Raw genomic sequence first — 14579 nt, 5'->3', positions numbered from 1 at the left:
TAAACTGTACCCTGAGTAGTAGACACTAAAAAAAAGTCTACTGCTCAGGGTTTTTGTGTACACTGGACTAAATCATATTGGGAGTGAATTCGAGTGTCGAAGAAGATGTTTACGTCAAAAGAAATAGATGCGCTAGCCGCAAATCCTTACGTTAAATCTGTGAGCCCGAAAGGGATCACGTATACAGATGAGTTCAAGGAACTCTTTATAGCACAGACGTTGGAAGGGAAGTTCCCTGTGGAAATCTTCCGGGGATGTGGATTCGATGTGGAGGTACTCGGTGAACGGCGTATGAGTTCTTGTAAAAATCGCTGGACACGGGCTTACCGAAAAGATGGGGTAATGGGGCTACGCGATACACGATCAAGTAATTCAGGAAGGTGGAGAGATAGAGAACTGTCTACAGAAGAACGGTACGCGAAGCTCGAGGCCGAAAACAAGCTGTTGAAAGCAGAGGTCGAACTATTAAAGGAGATCCGCCTGGCGGAAGGGAGAGGAAAGCTGGACTAAGCACATCGCAAAAATATGAGCTGATTCAAGGTGTCATCATCAAGCACAAAATGAAGGGGATGGTCAGCCATCTCTGTCAGGTGGCCGGGGTGTCACGTCAGGGATACCACGCCTATTTCTCGGAACGGAGGAGACAGATCAGACAGGAGCGCGAATCGAGAGACATGGCTCTTCGTGACTTCGTTCTGAAGGCGTTCCACTTCAAGAAGCGCAAGAAGGGTGCTAGGCAGATCAAGATGGTGCTGTCTGGTCATTTCGGTGTGACGATGAACCTGAAGTGCATCCGACGTATCATGCGGAAATACAACATCGTGTGTCCAATCCGTAAGGCGAAACCATACAAACGGCTCATTAAGGCGACCGCCGAGCACCGGGTGGTGCCGAACCACCTCAAACGCGAGTTCAAACAGGGCACGCCCTATAAGGTGCTTCTCACCGATATCACCTACATATTTTACGGGAACGGTAAGCGGGCCTATCTTTCGACCATCGTGGATGGTTCGACCAATGAGGTATTGGCGCATCAACTCTCTGAGAACATCAATCTCGACATTGTATTGGACACGTTGAAGCGTTTACGGAAGAACCGGAGGATTCGCTTGGACAAGGACGCATTCATCCATTCAGATCAAGGAGGGCACTACACGAGCCCGACCTACCAGAAAGAGGTGAAGCGTATGAAGCTAGGTCAATCCATGTCCCGACGGGGCAACTGTTGGGATAACGCTGTCCAGGAATCATTCTTTGGGCATTTCAAGGATATCGTCGAGTTAAAGGCCTGTACCACGTTCGATTCACTACAGCGTGAAATCCGAAAAGCCATTAACTATTACAACCATCATCGTTATCAATGGAACATGAAAAAGATGACTCCCGTACAGTACAGGAATCATCTCCTTGAAGCAGCATAAGTTTTTTTATTAATGTCCTTTACATGGGGTACAGATTAACTGGAGCATGCTCGTTCATTATGGACTGCCTTTTTTATTTACTGTGCTTCATCATCAAAACGTCTCGAATCAGCTCATATTCTTTTCTCTCATTGGAAGAGAATAGCTCAAGATACTCGTCAATCATCGTAGAAATAATCGCATCTGCCGAATCAGCTTTGCCCATTGTCACTAACGCTGACAATTTATTTTTTGTAAGGTTTGATACACGAACAGTGCTGGAACCCATATTGACGGAGTTCTTAGCTGATCGTTTGTTTGAGGTTTCTTTCTGAGCAGTAGATTTAGATTCCACTGTTTTGTCTTCAGATACTTCAGCTTTATATGTTTGTTGCGGCGCCGCTGCACCCTTACGGTCCAGCAACCGCTTTTTCGTTGGTTTTTGAATCAAATCTGACATATTATTCACCCCTGTTCCACGTAATTCATTTCTGCTTCGAGACGGTGTAAGAACTCCTCTGCGACTTTCGCGTATGTCTCCATGACACGTTTATCATGCATATCTTCCTCGACAATCCCAGTGATGTCATATCGCTTCAAACGCTCCATGTTCTTGATCACACCTTCAAAAAGGTTATGCGATCCAAATACATTCTTGGCATTTTCAAGCGTTGCCATATCTACGGCTGCACCATTTTTGAGAAGAACCGGTAGGATTCCAAGAATATCAAAATCAGCATCATAGTCATCCAGCAATGTCTGCAGGTACTGTGTGAACACCTCGGCTCCCTGCAAGCTTCGTTCCTGTGTCTGAAGTACAACGACAACGAAATCAGAGGCATAGAGGGCAGAGTCAGTATAGATGGAGATAGTGGGAGGAACGTCCACAAAAATGAAATCAAACTCGCTCTTCAGAGGTTCAAGCAAAGTAGACAGATACGTCACGCGGTCCACTTCTTTCTCAAACTTCTTCTCAAGAAACTTCGGGTACTGTGCGAAATCACTGAACGAGGGAAGTAGAAACAGATTGTCCGTAACTTCTGTGACAATGCTACTTAAATCGCCTTCTTGCATTGCGGCCATCAATGTTTTCTCGAAGGTTATGTAATCATCTTCTCGTGCAGCCTTCGTTTTCAAGAACAAGGTAGTCGCATTCGCCTGCGGATCTTGGTCACAGAGCAATACACGATAGCCTTTCTTGGCCAATGCGTAAGCGAGCATCGTGCTATTCGTCGTCTTTCCCGTGCCGCCTTTAAAGTTTCCGAACGTCACAACAATCGCTTCCTGCTGTGAGAGATCAAGCTGATTGGTCATTTTAGTGCCTCCTTTTTTATTTGTAACTTCAACGTATCAAACTTTTTGTCATTTGTATACATGTATACGAATGATTAGATTTGTTTCATGTTAAAGATTGAATTAATTCAGATAGTGGTATATAGTTATTGTAAGTAAAGAGTAAGAATTCTTACTGTGTAAATGAAACATAAAGCAATCAGCCAACAAAAAAAAAACAAACAAATTAAAAAACCGAGCGATAATAAATCACACGATAATGAAAATGGTAAAGTGAAAAAAGGAGAGATAAACCATGTTAGCAACGAAAACGAAAAAGGTTGCCGTCTCCAGCAAAAGACAAATCGCCATTCCAAAAGAATTTTTTGATGCGATCGGTATTGAAAAAGAGATTATTATGGAACTGAATGACGGGGTTATTCAAATCAAACCAGTAAGAACACATACGGATGATTTTTCAGACGAAATATTAGCAGATGTTCTTGAAGATGGCTTTACCGGGAACGACATCTTGAAAGAGTTTCAACGCCGTAAAAATATGATTCGTCCGGCTATTTCACAAATGGTTAAGGAAGCATTAGAATCCGAACCGACTTCAATAGATGATTTATTCGGAGATGACGACGAGGACTGATTTGAATTGAGTGATAACTTGTTTATTAAATATTCTCCCGCAGCAAAAAGATACTTTAAAAGTCTCAAAAAGAACGACAAACAACTTCAAGATTTGTACAAATTAACTTTAGAAAAAATCTCAAGCAACCCTGAAATCGGAGAATTTAAGACGGGTGATTTATCCGGAATTCGAAGCTATGATTTTAGATATAAGGGCACCGTTTACGAGATTGCCTATATCCTTGAAGAGGGCAAAGACGGGGAATGGATTGTCGTTATTTTAGCCGGGACCAGAGAAAATTTTTATAATGAATTGAAGAGATATCTAAAATCTAATTAAATCGTTAATCAAAAACGCTTAAGTCGACGTAAACGTTAAACTTGAGCGTTTTTACTTTTTACCCCGCCTACCAGGTCAAGCTATCATCTCTACGGTCGCTGGCGTGATAAAGCTGTACAGGCTTCGTTTCATACTGTGTCCAAAAGCGCGCATTAACTTAATGCTGCTCACCGCAGAGGATATATTGAGAGAGCATAATCTGTTTTCAAAAGTCTATTGTATAATTGCAAAGAGGTGATTATTTTGGAATATGAACGAATTCCTTTAATCTTGAAAAGATTTTCCTTTGAAGCAAAAATGGAGGAGGCTCAGCATCACTCAAATAAAATTATGTCTCCAAGCGGTCTAATTGACCCCACCCTTTTGAGAGGTAAGTGGTTACCGTGGGAGTTAAATACGTATGCGCTTTTCTCAATTTTTACTATTAACGAGTACAACAATCAGAACTTTTTAAACACGTATGGTAAAAAGAGATTTTCAGAAATCATGACAAGCGTTAGAGGATCTCAACATGGGGGAAAAACCAATAGCCAGTCTTCTTCAAATTTTTTAAGGGACTTTCTAATTGTTGTAGGTTTAACTCAATTCATTCTTCAAGAGAATAAATATATGAAATATTATAGATACTCCTATTTTTTTAATTTCTCAAATGATTTTGTGGACATGAAGACTGAATTCTTCGGGAAATTCAATCAGAACTATGAAGATTTTCTTCAATTAAGTAATATAGTCAATCTATTTTATCCCGAAGGTAATTCATTGCAATCAATATTGCATGACGACTTTCATAATGTAATTTATAGAGAATTCTCACAAGTAATTAAATTCTTAGAGCTCAACAGACAAGAATTTATAGATTTACAAAGAAAACTTATAAATAGACCTGAACATTACGTTACTAGTTATAACTATCTTTATACCTATCCATTTATTCTCCATCAAGAAAAAAGATACTTCCCATTACCCCATACGTTGACAGAAGCAGTTACCACCTCCCTTTTGACAAGGCTTACAGCAGGGAATAATGATCTGAGATCAAAGTTTGGTAAGTACGTTCTCGAGTCATATTTAACACACATAGTAAGTCTAGGTAGTTTCTTTGAAGAGTGTATCGAAGAATATCCATATAACTTTAAAAGAAATCAAAAGAGAACCGTCGATTTGATGTTAAGGAAACAGGACTTAGCACTGCTAATTGAATGTAAATCAATAGTGCCTCAAAGAGGATTACGTAATCTCAACGAAGGTGACATTGAAAGAACCATTTTACGATTAAGTGAAAACATGATTCAGTTATACCGGAATGCTACCATGAAGTTTGGCAAAGAATATTATCCCTTTGACGAACAAAAAACCTTTGAGTTAAGTGATACATTTGGAATAGTGATTATGTTAGAAGATAGTTTTATTCGTAGAGAAGAAATATATAAAAAAGTTGCACAAGAACTGGATTTGGACATAGATCAATACAACCATCTGTGCTCGAATTTCAAATTTATAAGTTTATATGAGCTTGAACGAATTATATTTGAGGATTGGGATTTGTTTGAGCTATTAGGGAAGAATAAAGTGAATCCTCAAGCATGGTTTGATTTCACCCTCATTCCTGTAGAAATACGCAAAGAAGGATTAAATACACATTTGAAATCGTTCATTGATGAATTGAACAAAGAGTTAACAAATTTTGTAGATGTACTTCACAAAGAAGGAATTATTAAGTCCTAAGGCATCTTAAAAAAACATCTTAGTCTTATTGTCTATACAACAAAATATAGAAAGGAGGTGGGTAAATGACAAAACATTCCGGAGGAAAGGTAGGAAAGGCTGGGAAGACATTAGGTAGTAAAACGTCTTCGAAGAAACAAAAAAGTAAAGCGGGAAAAACTTTAAAAAAACATCAGGACGATAAACATTAAAAATGTCCCCTAATTAGGATGTATAACCGAATGTTTTACGATTAACATTCGGTTATATAAAAGGATTTTCATGTGCTTAGAAACTGGTGTTTAATACATTAACTATCAAACTTTTTATCGTTAAAAAAGTCATTTAATGAAATATTCAACCCAACGCAAAACTTTTGAATTGTACTTACTTTAGGATGTTTTGTGCGTCCGCTCATTAACTCTGAAATTGTCGCCTGATTCAATCCACCTTTTTGAATGACTTGATGGATGGTCATGTTGCGTTCCGCTGCGAGCTCTTTCATCCGCTCGATGATTGCCTCGTTCAATTCCACTTGCTCACCCCACGATCAAAGTACTCTCTTCATCACTTATTCTTTATTAACTCTTCTATTCCTCTACCCTACCACAATCTCTCGAAATCAAAATACTTGTCATTATTTTCTATCTACAATGCGTTATTTTTTTACAATTGTGCTACAAAATTAAAAATATTGAGTTTCTGTTGCTCGTTTTCCCTTATATAGAGCGCATTCGACAAGAATCGTCAATTGTAAAATTTCTGACATATCAGAAAACTGATGATTTTTAGACTTAATCCTGCTATATTGGAACCAACAAAAGGAAACATCTGTTTGGTCGCCGCTCTGGTTTACAGAAAGGGGAAGGCTTATGTATCGATTCGGGGAGTGGTTGAAGGAGAACCGCCGGCTCTCGGGCTGGTCACAGGTCGAACTATCAGAGAAGACATTTGGAGAGATTTCGCAACCCGCCATCAGTCAGTACGAACAGAACCGTTCGGTGCCGTCGATTGCGGATATTGATCACCTAGCTCGAGCGTTCGGACATACGCTCGCGACGGTGCCGTGGGACGCCATCGACTTTGGATACGGGGCGAAGCGGTCCGTCACCAAGCTCGAACGACGCCGGTTCGACCTGAAGGAGTTGCCGCAGGCCGACTCGGTCCGCACGTTCGACGGGAAGACCTATGAACTGCACGGTTTCATCGGCATCGAGAAGGCGAGCGGCGAGGCGGTCCAGCTGACGCAACTCTACTACCGGATCCGCACGGTCGTTTGTGACGCTCACGTGCTCGCCAAGCGCAAGAATCCGGATGACGAGCTCATCCACGTCAAGAAGCGAAAAAAAGTCCGACAGTAATCGACATCGACGCAGCAGAACATCCTTAAGGATGGTCCAATCCAATCACATACCGGCGTGTCCCTCACCAGTGACCGGGTGAGCGGGATCTACGCACAGATGGTTCGGCGAGAGTCGCCTAAAACTCGCCACAAGGTCACCGCATCGTTCCGGGTCATCGAAAAACCCTGTACAGCTTCTCATCTCAGCGGGGAGCGGAGTTCGTGGGGGAACGGCTAGAAACCCACCGCACCGAATCCGACTGTCCTTAATGATGTGCTGCTGCACATCACGAGATCAAGGGAAGGAAGTGTGTACTGTGGCATCAAAAGAACAGAAACAGAACCGTAACTTCGCCGAGAAACTCTTACGCATCCGTGGGAAAGACTACGAGGAGTGGCTCGACGAACAGCATCAACAGGTCATCCAGGACAACCAGGAACTCATTTTAGAGGCGCTCGAGGCGAAGCTCAGCTTCAAGTCGCCGGCGCACCAGGACTAAGGAGGGAACGACATGGGACTCAATGAGACAGGGCTCAGCTTGCTTCAGTTCTTCCAGGGGCTCGCCGTCATCGCCGCGGCCATCGCCTTCGCGATCGGGGGCTTCTATTTTATTTTCGGCGGGGATCGCGGCCGCTCGAAGGCCGTCGGGTGGCTCGTCGGGGGCGCCGTCGGTCTGATCATCGTCATGGGCGCGTTCACGCTCGCCGAGATGGTCGACCAGAACATCAAATTCTAATGCACACACACGGAGCGTTCCAATCGGAAGGCTTTTTTTGTTGCTTGAAACGAGAGGAGAGACGAAATGCTGTTTGTACGATTCACCGACGTACCGGACACACGGATTCAGAACTATGAGCGGCTCACCTTCGCCGAGGCCGTCGTGGCAACACATGATCTACATCAGGCACGTAGCGAGGAAGGGACGAGCTGTTCCGGTGACTTCCGGCTCTTCGACCAAAAAGATGAGTTGCTCTATCGGGGGACGTTTACGTTTGGGACCGAAGGCACCTATCCGAACCTGTATCATCAAGTGAAAGACCGGGTACAACGGATCCGGACGAAGAAAGAGGATAACGCGAAGAAGATGTGGATCCTCGACGAGATCGAGTCCGAGACACCGCAAGACTATAAGCACCATTCCGTCAGATCGAACCCGATCATGTCATCGATCTATCAGTCACGCCTGACCCGACTACAGCGCCGCCTCATCTACGGGGCGGCCACGGCCGGGATTTTATTTACCTCACTGTTTACTGCCACGCAATGGCTCATCGACAAGGAGGCACATGCTGAACAGGTGACCGGTATCGAACAGACATGGCTGGATGCCTACGAACAAGCGCTCCAAGGTGAAGAATCATCACTTATCCAACTGCTAGAGCGGAAAGACCGGTCCGAGGAAGAGAACGCCCTACTGGTCGACCTCTATCTCGCGGAAGGAGAAGACCAGAAAGCGCTCGAGCTCACGGATGACCCGATTCTGATCGAGACGAAGCTGGCCGGGCTCGACCTATCCGATAAGGAGAAATTGGAACGGCTCCGGGACTTCCAAGCGTCACATCCGACCGATGAGGGCGCGTTCGATATCGCCGCACTGGAACGGAATCATGACACCGTGGCCAAGACGGAAAATGTCGAATGGACCGCTCCCCGCGTCTCTGCGAAAGTGACCGCTTATCTTTCCCTCGGAGACATCGAATCTGCAAACGAATGGGCGTCCAAGACAAACGAACCTGACGTACAAGTAAAGATTGATAAATACCAAGACATTACGGCCACAATCGACGGACTGAACGAGAAACTAAAGAAAACTTCTAGCAAGGACACCGCAGCTCGTGAGAAGATTCAAGCCGCTATCGCTGCAGAAGAAACTGATCTGGAAACAATTCTTTATTTAAATTAAGGTAGGTGAAATAATTGAGAACTGAATCTCGATCACCACGATTTCCTATACGTCTGCTCTTCCCCGCCCTGTTCTGCCTGTTGGTGTTGCCGGTCGGGATTTTTTATCTGCTGAACGGGGTCTACAACACTATTCGACAAATCATGACCCCAATTCTAAAAGAAGGGCTTTTGGCCGGAGCGGCGATTCCGACGCTCTCACCCTCCTTGTTCGTGGAGGTGAGTCTTCCCTCTTCAACCGTCTTGGTCGGACTGATGGCGTTCAGTCTGTTCATCGGACTGGTCGTGTTCGGCAAGATATGGCTGAACTTCCGGGATCTGCGAAATAACCAGAAAGGGAGCGCCCGCTTCACGTCGTTCGATGAATTGAAGCAACAGTACCGTCGCGTCCCGGACCGGAAGAAACGCTATGACGGATCAGGCGGTGTCCCCGTCGGGCGGGTCAAGAACGAGCTGTTCATCGATGATTCGCCCGTCAACAACCTCGTCATCGGGACGACCCGATCCGGGAAGGGCGAGACGTTCGTCTTCTCGACAATCGACCTGTACAGCCGGGCGCGTGACCAAGCGAGCCTAATCATCAACGACCCGAAAGGCGAACTCTTCGCCGCCTCGAAGGAGACGCTCGAGCAACGCGGCTATCAGGTCGAGGTGTTGAACCTGATGAACCCGCTCCAATCAATGTCGTACAACCTGTTGCAACTGACGATCGACGCATTTCTCGAGGAGAACTATTCGCTCGCCCAACAGTATGCGCGCTCGGTCGCGTTCATGTTGTACCATGACCCGAAGGCACGTGACCCGTTCTGGGCCAACTCGTCGATCGACCTGTGTACGGCGCTCATCCTCGGGCTCTGTGAGGAGGCGAAGGACACGCCGGAGAAGATCAACATGTACAACGTCGCCCTCATGCTCTCGGACCTCGGCTCACGGACGGTCGTGACGCGACAAGGACAGGAAATCTCGGCACTCGACGAATTCTTTCAGCGGTTCCCGGAGAACCACCCGGCCCGGCTTCAATTCGCGACGCTTCACTTCTCCGGAGGCCAGACACGGGCAAGTATCCTGGCCAATACGAACGCGAAGCTCGGCATCTTCACCTTGAACGGGACCGGAAAGCTGACGTCGATGAACTCGCTCGACATGCGACGCATCGGATTCAACCGCTGGATTAGTGGACGGACTGAACCTTTGACACGACTCACGTTCAAATTCCCCGATGGGACAAGCCATTCGCTCACGACCGATGACGATGGCAGCTTCATCGTGTATCATACGTCGTCACTTCAATCTGGAAACACCGTTCAAATCTCGACCGAGTCAGGTACTTCAACGATTCAGTTGGAAGCGCAGGACGAGGAAACCGGACAATTCGATTGCTCTATCGACGGTTCTATCCAAATCCGTGAGGTGATGCATCAACTCCAACCTGTGGCGGTGTTCCTGATTGTCCCGGACTATGATCCGACATTCAATGTCATCGCATCCCTTTATATCAAACAGGTGTACACGGCGCTCGCCCGGGTCGCCTCGCAGACTATACAAGGCAAATGCGAGCGTCAGGTCGTCTTCTTACTCGATGAATTCGGCAACATGCCGCCGATTGAAGGCATGGCCAACATCATCACCGTCTGTCTCGGGCGCAACATGCGCTTCAATCTCGTCATCCAAGCCTATTCCCAACTCGAGAACCTATACGGAGAGGATTGGAAGACAATCGACGGAAACTGCGGGAACACGCACTACCTGTTGACCGCGGACGAGTCGACCGCCGAACTGATCTCAAAGAAGCTCGGTGAGGCGACCATCGTCACGAAATCGCGGTCCGGTCAAACGTTCTCGCTCAAGAAATCGAAGACGGAGAACGTGGACGGCCGTCGGCTCATGACGGCGACCGAGGTCATGGGACTCAAAGAGGGCGAGATGCTCATCATCCGTGTCATCAAGCGTCAGGACACGAAGAAACGACGCATAAAGTCGTATCCGATCTTTCTGAGCGGCAAAACTGCGATGAAGTACCGCTACGAATACCTGGCGGACGATTTCGACACGGACCGTTCCCTGCATGATATCGACATCCCCTGCCGTCACGCAGGTCTCGACTTCGAGCAAATCCGTATCCGTTTCGCGAAGAAAGAAGACGAGACGGATACCAACGCGCCTTCGAATCAGGACGACAAGTCCTTGACGGTACGTGACGTGCTGCAGGACAGCATCCTCCGCTCGATGTTCGAAGGGCATGACATCGGAGGCCTTTCCCTCCCTGAGTTCGAGACGAACCTGAACCTAGGTATTTACAACGTCACCGACAGCCAGAAGAGCTTTTTGAGCACGATGATCGCGAAACGACTCGAGAAACTGAAGCAAGGTACACCGTAGAGAGGAGGCCGAACCCATGGCCGTGAGTGCGAGAGAGAAGCGAATCCAGAACGAATTGCGTGTCGTCGCGAGGATCATCGAGACGCAGCGCGTCCGCCTCGAACGGGGCGACGTGCTCAATATCCAGACGACTGATGGCTTTCTGACCGTCTATCAAGACGACACCTCAGACACCCTAAAAACTGTTACACTAATAGATAAGTTCGACTTCCGCGTCAACCTGAAAATCGCGGATCTACTAAAGGGGAAAATCGTCTGACGGAGGGGTAAACGTTATGAGGAAAATCTTGATTGGTGCCCTACTCGGGAGTTCGTTACTTTTAGCATCGTGCGGTGCCGAGAGTTCGAATTATCTTTCTACGACTTCTGTTGAAGAAATTGCAGATATTAAAACTGGCCAAGAAAGTGCTTACGTTCTTGTAGACAGCGATAGTCAAGGTAATGAAGGGGCTTACGTTGATACTGTGCGAGAAGTCGCCACGGAAAAAAAGAAAGACGTTCTCTTATTCAATCCGTTTCAGCCTAATGGGGAAGATCTTGAAGAACGTTCTACCCAAGAACATCCTGAACTTAAAGGTGGCAGATTGTACGAGATAACTGATGGTGAAATCAGCCGTGAATTAAATGTATCTGCCCTTACAGAAGATGAATTAAAGGATCAAGTCACTAACTTCATTAAATAGCCTCTGAATGGAGGGATTCTATGGGTGAAAACGAAGTTGTAAATAAGCTACAAGAGTTCACTGATATCCTTAGTCTCAGTACACTGGTACTGGATGCCCTCCGCTCAATGGGTTGGATTTTAATACGTGGCTTAGCAGTATTGATTGATGGACTTGAAAAAGTGACTGACAGCATACTACTAACGAAAACATTTTTTAATAACTCTCAAGTGGTTGAATTCGTTTCTACGATTCAACCTTTTTTGTACGTTCTTTTAGCTGCTAGCTTCCTATTCACGGGTTATCTCATCATTTTTCAAAAGAAATTTGATCGAGAAGGATTTTTAATCAATCTGTTTATCACGTTGCTCATTCTCGGACTATTATCTCCAACGATGACGCAAGTAAGTGAGTTCAGTGATACCGCGATTGATTTCACAGCTCAAAACTCTGACGAAAACTCTTCCAGTGAATCGATATCAAATCAGATTTTACGAGAAAACATTCATGATTTGATTGAATATGACCGAAACGATTTTTCTGGTTTGGAAAGTGCGGCTTTGAACTCTCTGCCTCAAAGTCATTTACGAAATATTGATATCAACGAGGTATTCGATAGTAATGAGTTTCGCTTGGGAAGTACTGGCGAACAAATCTCTCAGTCCAAACTAACCTGGAATGGTGAAACGATGGGAAGCTCAAAACTCGACCAAAGTGGTGTCGAGTGGAACAACCAGTATTACTACCGCTATCAGCCGAACTGGTTGACCATCTTCGTGACACTCGGGATCATGGGCTTCACGTTGTTCTCGATCGCCTACAAACTGGCGCGTCTGTCGTTCGAGCTTGCCTTCAACTATGTCCTGGCGATTCTCGTCGCACCGGCCGATCTTCACAGTGGTCAAAAGACGAAGAAGGTCATCCAAAGCATTTTGAACACGTTCCTCGTGATTATCCTGATCTTCGTTTCGATTAAACTGTACACGATCGGGACCGCCTATCTGGCGGAGACGTTGGACGGTTTCGCCTATCTGATCGCCCTCATCGCCTTCTCGGTCGCATTGATTGACGGGCCAAACATGGTCGAGCGGCTGTTCGGGATCGATGCCGGACTCAAACGGGGATGGGGTGTCGCCCTCGGCGCCTATGCCGCCGGGAAAGGTGTGACCTCGGTCGGTGCCCACGCGGTCTCAAAGGTCGCGCGTGCCGCACAGGGCGCACCAAAGATGCCCTCACTCCATGAGGCCGCGACGACACGGGTGGATTCAAATGCCATGCCGCATAACGGTTCAACACTTAGTGCAGCGGACCAAGCTTCACAGCGGATGGACACCGAGAGACAAACCGATCCAGATGGTGTCGCTCAGGAGAACCAAACTGCAAGTCGTAATCAGACTGACCAAGAGAAACCGACAAATCCGAAGAACGATGCGCAACCAAACAACGGTCAAGAATCTGAGCTTGAAGTGCATGGGTCTCCACACGTGAACGAAGCGTCGGGCCGCCCGTCTCCCGAATCGATCCATGCGACGAATCCTAATTCGAATGTCGAACGTGGACTCGACCATAAAACAACGTCATCGGAGACACCAAGACCGGAGTCGATTCACGATCATTCAAGTTCTGGTCATTCTCCAAGCCCTAGTTCGTCGCCTATCGAACCGGTCACTCGTTCTATCGATAACGCATCCGGACCAGGCCATCGTCACGATGAATCAGTAGACAGAAATGACGTGACGACACCGACACCTCATGAGGTACCACCTTCAAGCGGCTCATCCTCGTCTTCTTCATCTACGATGGATTCGAGTGATGTATCAACGGAGAAACGCCAAGGACGCGCCCGCCGGACCATCCATCAGGATACCGCGCTCGACATAGAGACCGAGGTCATCGAACAGGTGCGTGAGAGTCAGACTCACCGTCATAGCCAGCACCAGGAAGAGTCGCGACGGATCTATCCGACCTCGCCGCCTAAACCTGACTACACCAAGAAGAAGGAGTGATGACCCATGCGCAAATACCGGATCCCGAACGAGGTCACGACCGAGCTCAAGATCAACAAGATGCTCTATCTGCATGATTTCCTATTCCTCGTCGGGCTCATCGTGCTCCGCCTCGTGACGCTCCCGTTCATCCCGTCGGTGCTGCACATTCCGTTCACGGTATTTCTCGTCGTCTTCGGGCTGTTCATGGTGCTCCGGCCGGCGACGAACCCGCAGAAGCGGATGGTCCATGCGCTCTATTACGCGCTCATCAAACGGAAAGACACCTATCTCGCACTCGACGCGCACACGAAAGGACGTGATTGAGATGGCTTTTATCGAGGAGTCGCTACAAGAACCGAGACGCACGGGCACCTGGCTCGACGAACAGGACGTGGTCGAAAAACGGAAGGTCAAAGACAAGGTCGTCATCAAACCGACGGTCGCCGAACTGATGCCGGTCGTCGACATCACCGGGACCGAGGCGTTCGAGATGCGCGACGGGACCTATCTCGACATGGTCCAGCTCACCTCGAAGGACATCTACTCCTTGAATGAGGAGGAAAAAGACCATGACGTGTTCTCGCTCGCCTATCTCCTGCAGGCGTACACGCACCCGCTCAAGGTCGTGCCGCTGAACACGCCACTCAGTCTCGAGCGGCAGAAGATCAGCATCGAACGACAGATTCGACAAAATCAGACACCGGCCTACCTGCCCTTCTTATTAAAGAAGAAGCAGGAGCTCGAATACCTCGAGGAGCATCGCACGAATCGCGATTATCTCCTCTTTTTTTATGCCGACGACGAGCGGACGCTACGCGAGCGGAAGACGCACCTCTATAAACTGCTCCGTCGCTCGAACCCGATGCGCGAGCTGACGCTCGACCAGAAGGTCCATGTGCTCTACCAACTGAACAATCCGAACACGAAACCGCAACTCGACACCTGAAGAAAGG

At 47.1% G+C, this 14579-nt stretch carries 18 protein-coding genes; 15 read left to right on the top strand and 3 right to left on the bottom strand.

The genetic code is table 11. From position 1 onward, the window contains the following. Positions 1 to 93: 93 nt before the first annotated feature. Positions 94 to 1421 (top strand): IS3 family transposase gene (locus tag MKY22_RS17020; RefSeq protein ID WP_341085916.1). Its coding sequence is split into 2 segments (ribosomal slippage): positions 94 to 493 and positions 493 to 1421, totalling 1329 coding nucleotides; the frame shifts between segments, so codons are not numbered across the junction. A gap of 73 nt (positions 1422 to 1494) precedes the next feature. On the opposite strand, the gene MKY22_RS17015 is transcribed toward MKY22_RS17020, so the two are convergent. Together MKY22_RS17015 and MKY22_RS17010 are read right to left on the bottom strand one after the other, a co-directional pair. Beyond that, positions 1495 to 1860 (bottom strand): DUF5388 domain-containing protein, encoded by a 366-nt coding sequence (locus tag MKY22_RS17015; RefSeq protein ID WP_341090626.1) that lies wholly within the window; start codon positions 1858 to 1860, stop codon positions 1495 to 1497. Positions 1861 to 1865: 5 nt separating this feature from the next. Next, a complete protein-coding gene (locus MKY22_RS17010; protein ID WP_214791240.1) occupies positions 1866 to 2714 on the bottom strand; it encodes a ParA family protein in 849 nt (282 codons plus the stop codon). Between the two features lie 274 nt (positions 2715 to 2988). Between MKY22_RS17010 and MKY22_RS17005 the strand changes: the two genes are divergently transcribed. The 4 genes from MKY22_RS17005 (at position 2989) to MKY22_RS16990 (ending at position 5564) form a co-directional block, all read left to right on the top strand. Then, positions 2989 to 3327, top strand: coding sequence for an AbrB/MazE/SpoVT family DNA-binding domain-containing protein (locus MKY22_RS17005; protein ID WP_341090620.1), 339 nt, complete (start codon positions 2989 to 2991; stop codon positions 3325 to 3327). Positions 3328 to 3333: 6 nt separating this feature from the next. Next, on the top strand, positions 3334 to 3648 hold the full coding sequence (locus tag MKY22_RS17000; protein ID WP_341090618.1) for a type II toxin-antitoxin system RelE/ParE family toxin: 315 nt from the start codon (positions 3334 to 3336) through the stop codon (positions 3646 to 3648). A 243-nt stretch (positions 3649 to 3891) separates the two neighbouring features. After that, on the top strand, positions 3892 to 5373 hold the full coding sequence (locus MKY22_RS16995) for a hypothetical protein (protein WP_341090616.1): 1482 nt from the start codon (positions 3892 to 3894) through the stop codon (positions 5371 to 5373). A 65-nt stretch (positions 5374 to 5438) separates the two neighbouring features. Beyond that, the gene (locus tag MKY22_RS16990; protein ID WP_255418328.1) at positions 5439 to 5564 is read left to right on the top strand and encodes a hypothetical protein; all 126 of its coding nucleotides are present in this window, start codon (positions 5439 to 5441) and stop codon (positions 5562 to 5564) included. A 98-nt stretch (positions 5565 to 5662) separates the two neighbouring features. On the opposite strand, the gene MKY22_RS16985 is transcribed toward MKY22_RS16990, so the two are convergent. Continuing rightward, positions 5663 to 5857: a helix-turn-helix domain-containing protein gene (locus MKY22_RS16985; RefSeq protein ID WP_341090610.1), complete on the bottom strand. Its 195-nt coding sequence runs from the start codon at positions 5855 to 5857 to the stop codon at positions 5663 to 5665. Positions 5858 to 6224: 367 nt separating this feature from the next. Between MKY22_RS16985 and MKY22_RS17420 the strand changes: the two genes are divergently transcribed. The 10 genes from MKY22_RS17420 to MKY22_RS16930 all read left to right on the top strand — a co-directional run bounded on the left by MKY22_RS17420 (position 6225) and on the right by MKY22_RS16930 (position 14572). Next, on the top strand, positions 6225 to 6713 hold the full coding sequence (locus tag MKY22_RS17420) for a helix-turn-helix domain-containing protein (RefSeq protein WP_445298388.1): 489 nt from the start codon (positions 6225 to 6227) through the stop codon (positions 6711 to 6713). Positions 6714 to 7011: 298 nt separating this feature from the next. Further along, on the top strand, positions 7012 to 7194 hold the full coding sequence (locus MKY22_RS16970; RefSeq protein WP_131508568.1) for a hypothetical protein: 183 nt from the start codon (positions 7012 to 7014) through the stop codon (positions 7192 to 7194). A gap of 12 nt (positions 7195 to 7206) precedes the next feature. Next, a complete protein-coding gene (locus MKY22_RS16965) occupies positions 7207 to 7431 on the top strand; it encodes a hypothetical protein (RefSeq protein WP_012390467.1) in 225 nt (74 codons plus the stop codon). A gap of 144 nt (positions 7432 to 7575) precedes the next feature. Next, positions 7576 to 8598 carry a hypothetical protein gene (locus MKY22_RS16960; protein ID WP_341090575.1) on the top strand — a complete coding sequence of 341 codons (1023 nt, stop codon included), beginning with the start codon at positions 7576 to 7578 and terminating at the stop codon, positions 8596 to 8598. A 143-nt stretch (positions 8599 to 8741) separates the two neighbouring features. After that, the gene (locus MKY22_RS16955; protein ID WP_341090573.1) at positions 8742 to 10976 is read left to right on the top strand and encodes a VirD4-like conjugal transfer protein, CD1115 family; all 2235 of its coding nucleotides are present in this window, start codon (positions 8742 to 8744) and stop codon (positions 10974 to 10976) included. A gap of 16 nt (positions 10977 to 10992) precedes the next feature. Continuing rightward, positions 10993 to 11235, top strand: coding sequence for a hypothetical protein (locus MKY22_RS16950; protein ID WP_341090571.1), 243 nt, complete (start codon positions 10993 to 10995; stop codon positions 11233 to 11235). 16 nt (positions 11236 to 11251) lie between these two features. Next, positions 11252 to 11659, top strand: coding sequence for a hypothetical protein (locus MKY22_RS16945; protein ID WP_341090568.1), 408 nt, complete (start codon positions 11252 to 11254; stop codon positions 11657 to 11659). A 20-nt stretch (positions 11660 to 11679) separates the two neighbouring features. Next, entirely contained in the window at positions 11680 to 13644 is a 1965-nt protein-coding gene (locus tag MKY22_RS16940; protein WP_341090566.1) for a pLS20_p028 family conjugation system transmembrane protein, read from the top strand. A gap of 6 nt (positions 13645 to 13650) precedes the next feature. Continuing rightward, the gene (locus MKY22_RS16935; protein ID WP_029336108.1) at positions 13651 to 13950 is read left to right on the top strand and encodes a DUF5592 family protein; all 300 of its coding nucleotides are present in this window, start codon (positions 13651 to 13653) and stop codon (positions 13948 to 13950) included. A 1-nt stretch (position 13951) separates the two neighbouring features. Further along, positions 13952 to 14572, top strand: a complete 621-nt coding sequence (locus MKY22_RS16930) for a hypothetical protein (RefSeq protein WP_341090546.1) — start codon at positions 13952 to 13954, stop codon at positions 14570 to 14572. The last annotated feature ends 7 nt before the right edge of the window (positions 14573 to 14579 follow it).

The sequence above is a fragment of the Exiguobacterium sp. FSL W8-0210 genome, assembly GCF_038006045.1.
In the GTDB taxonomy this organism is placed as follows: domain Bacteria; phylum Bacillota; class Bacilli; order Exiguobacteriales; family Exiguobacteriaceae; genus Exiguobacterium_A.
Note: the sequence above shows the minus strand (reverse complement) of the source record. Positions and strands in the feature narration are given on the sequence as shown.

What these genes read in the sequence shown, in the direction of transcription:
- MKY22_RS17015 (WP_341090626.1), bottom strand. Translation starts at nt 1,860, where the DNA reads ATGTCAGATTTGATTCAAAAACCAACGAAAAAGCGGTTGCTGGACCGT.
- MKY22_RS17010 (WP_214791240.1), bottom strand. Translation starts at nt 2,714, where the DNA reads ATGACCAATCAGCTTGATCTCTCACAGCAGGAAGCGATTGTTGTGACG.
- MKY22_RS17005 (WP_341090620.1), top strand. Translation starts at nt 2,989, where the DNA reads ATGTTAGCAACGAAAACGAAAAAGGTTGCCGTCTCCAGCAAAAGACAA.
- MKY22_RS16990 (WP_255418328.1), top strand. Translation starts at nt 5,439, where the DNA reads ATGACAAAACATTCCGGAGGAAAGGTAGGAAAGGCTGGGAAGACATTA.
- MKY22_RS16985 (WP_341090610.1), bottom strand. Translation starts at nt 5,857, where the DNA reads ATGAAAGAGCTCGCAGCGGAACGCAACATGACCATCCATCAAGTCATT.
- MKY22_RS17420 (WP_445298388.1), top strand. Translation starts at nt 6,225, where the DNA reads ATGTATCGATTCGGGGAGTGGTTGAAGGAGAACCGCCGGCTCTCGGGC.
- MKY22_RS16965 (WP_012390467.1), top strand. Translation starts at nt 7,207, where the DNA reads ATGGGACTCAATGAGACAGGGCTCAGCTTGCTTCAGTTCTTCCAGGGG.
- MKY22_RS16955 (WP_341090573.1), top strand. Translation starts at nt 8,742, where the DNA reads ATGACCCCAATTCTAAAAGAAGGGCTTTTGGCCGGAGCGGCGATTCCG.
- MKY22_RS16950 (WP_341090571.1), top strand. Translation starts at nt 10,993, where the DNA reads ATGGCCGTGAGTGCGAGAGAGAAGCGAATCCAGAACGAATTGCGTGTC.
- MKY22_RS16945 (WP_341090568.1), top strand. Translation starts at nt 11,252, where the DNA reads ATGAGGAAAATCTTGATTGGTGCCCTACTCGGGAGTTCGTTACTTTTA.
- MKY22_RS16940 (WP_341090566.1), top strand. Translation starts at nt 11,680, where the DNA reads ATGGGTGAAAACGAAGTTGTAAATAAGCTACAAGAGTTCACTGATATC.
- MKY22_RS16935 (WP_029336108.1), top strand. Translation starts at nt 13,651, where the DNA reads ATGCGCAAATACCGGATCCCGAACGAGGTCACGACCGAGCTCAAGATC.
- MKY22_RS16930 (WP_341090546.1), top strand. Translation starts at nt 13,952, where the DNA reads ATGGCTTTTATCGAGGAGTCGCTACAAGAACCGAGACGCACGGGCACC.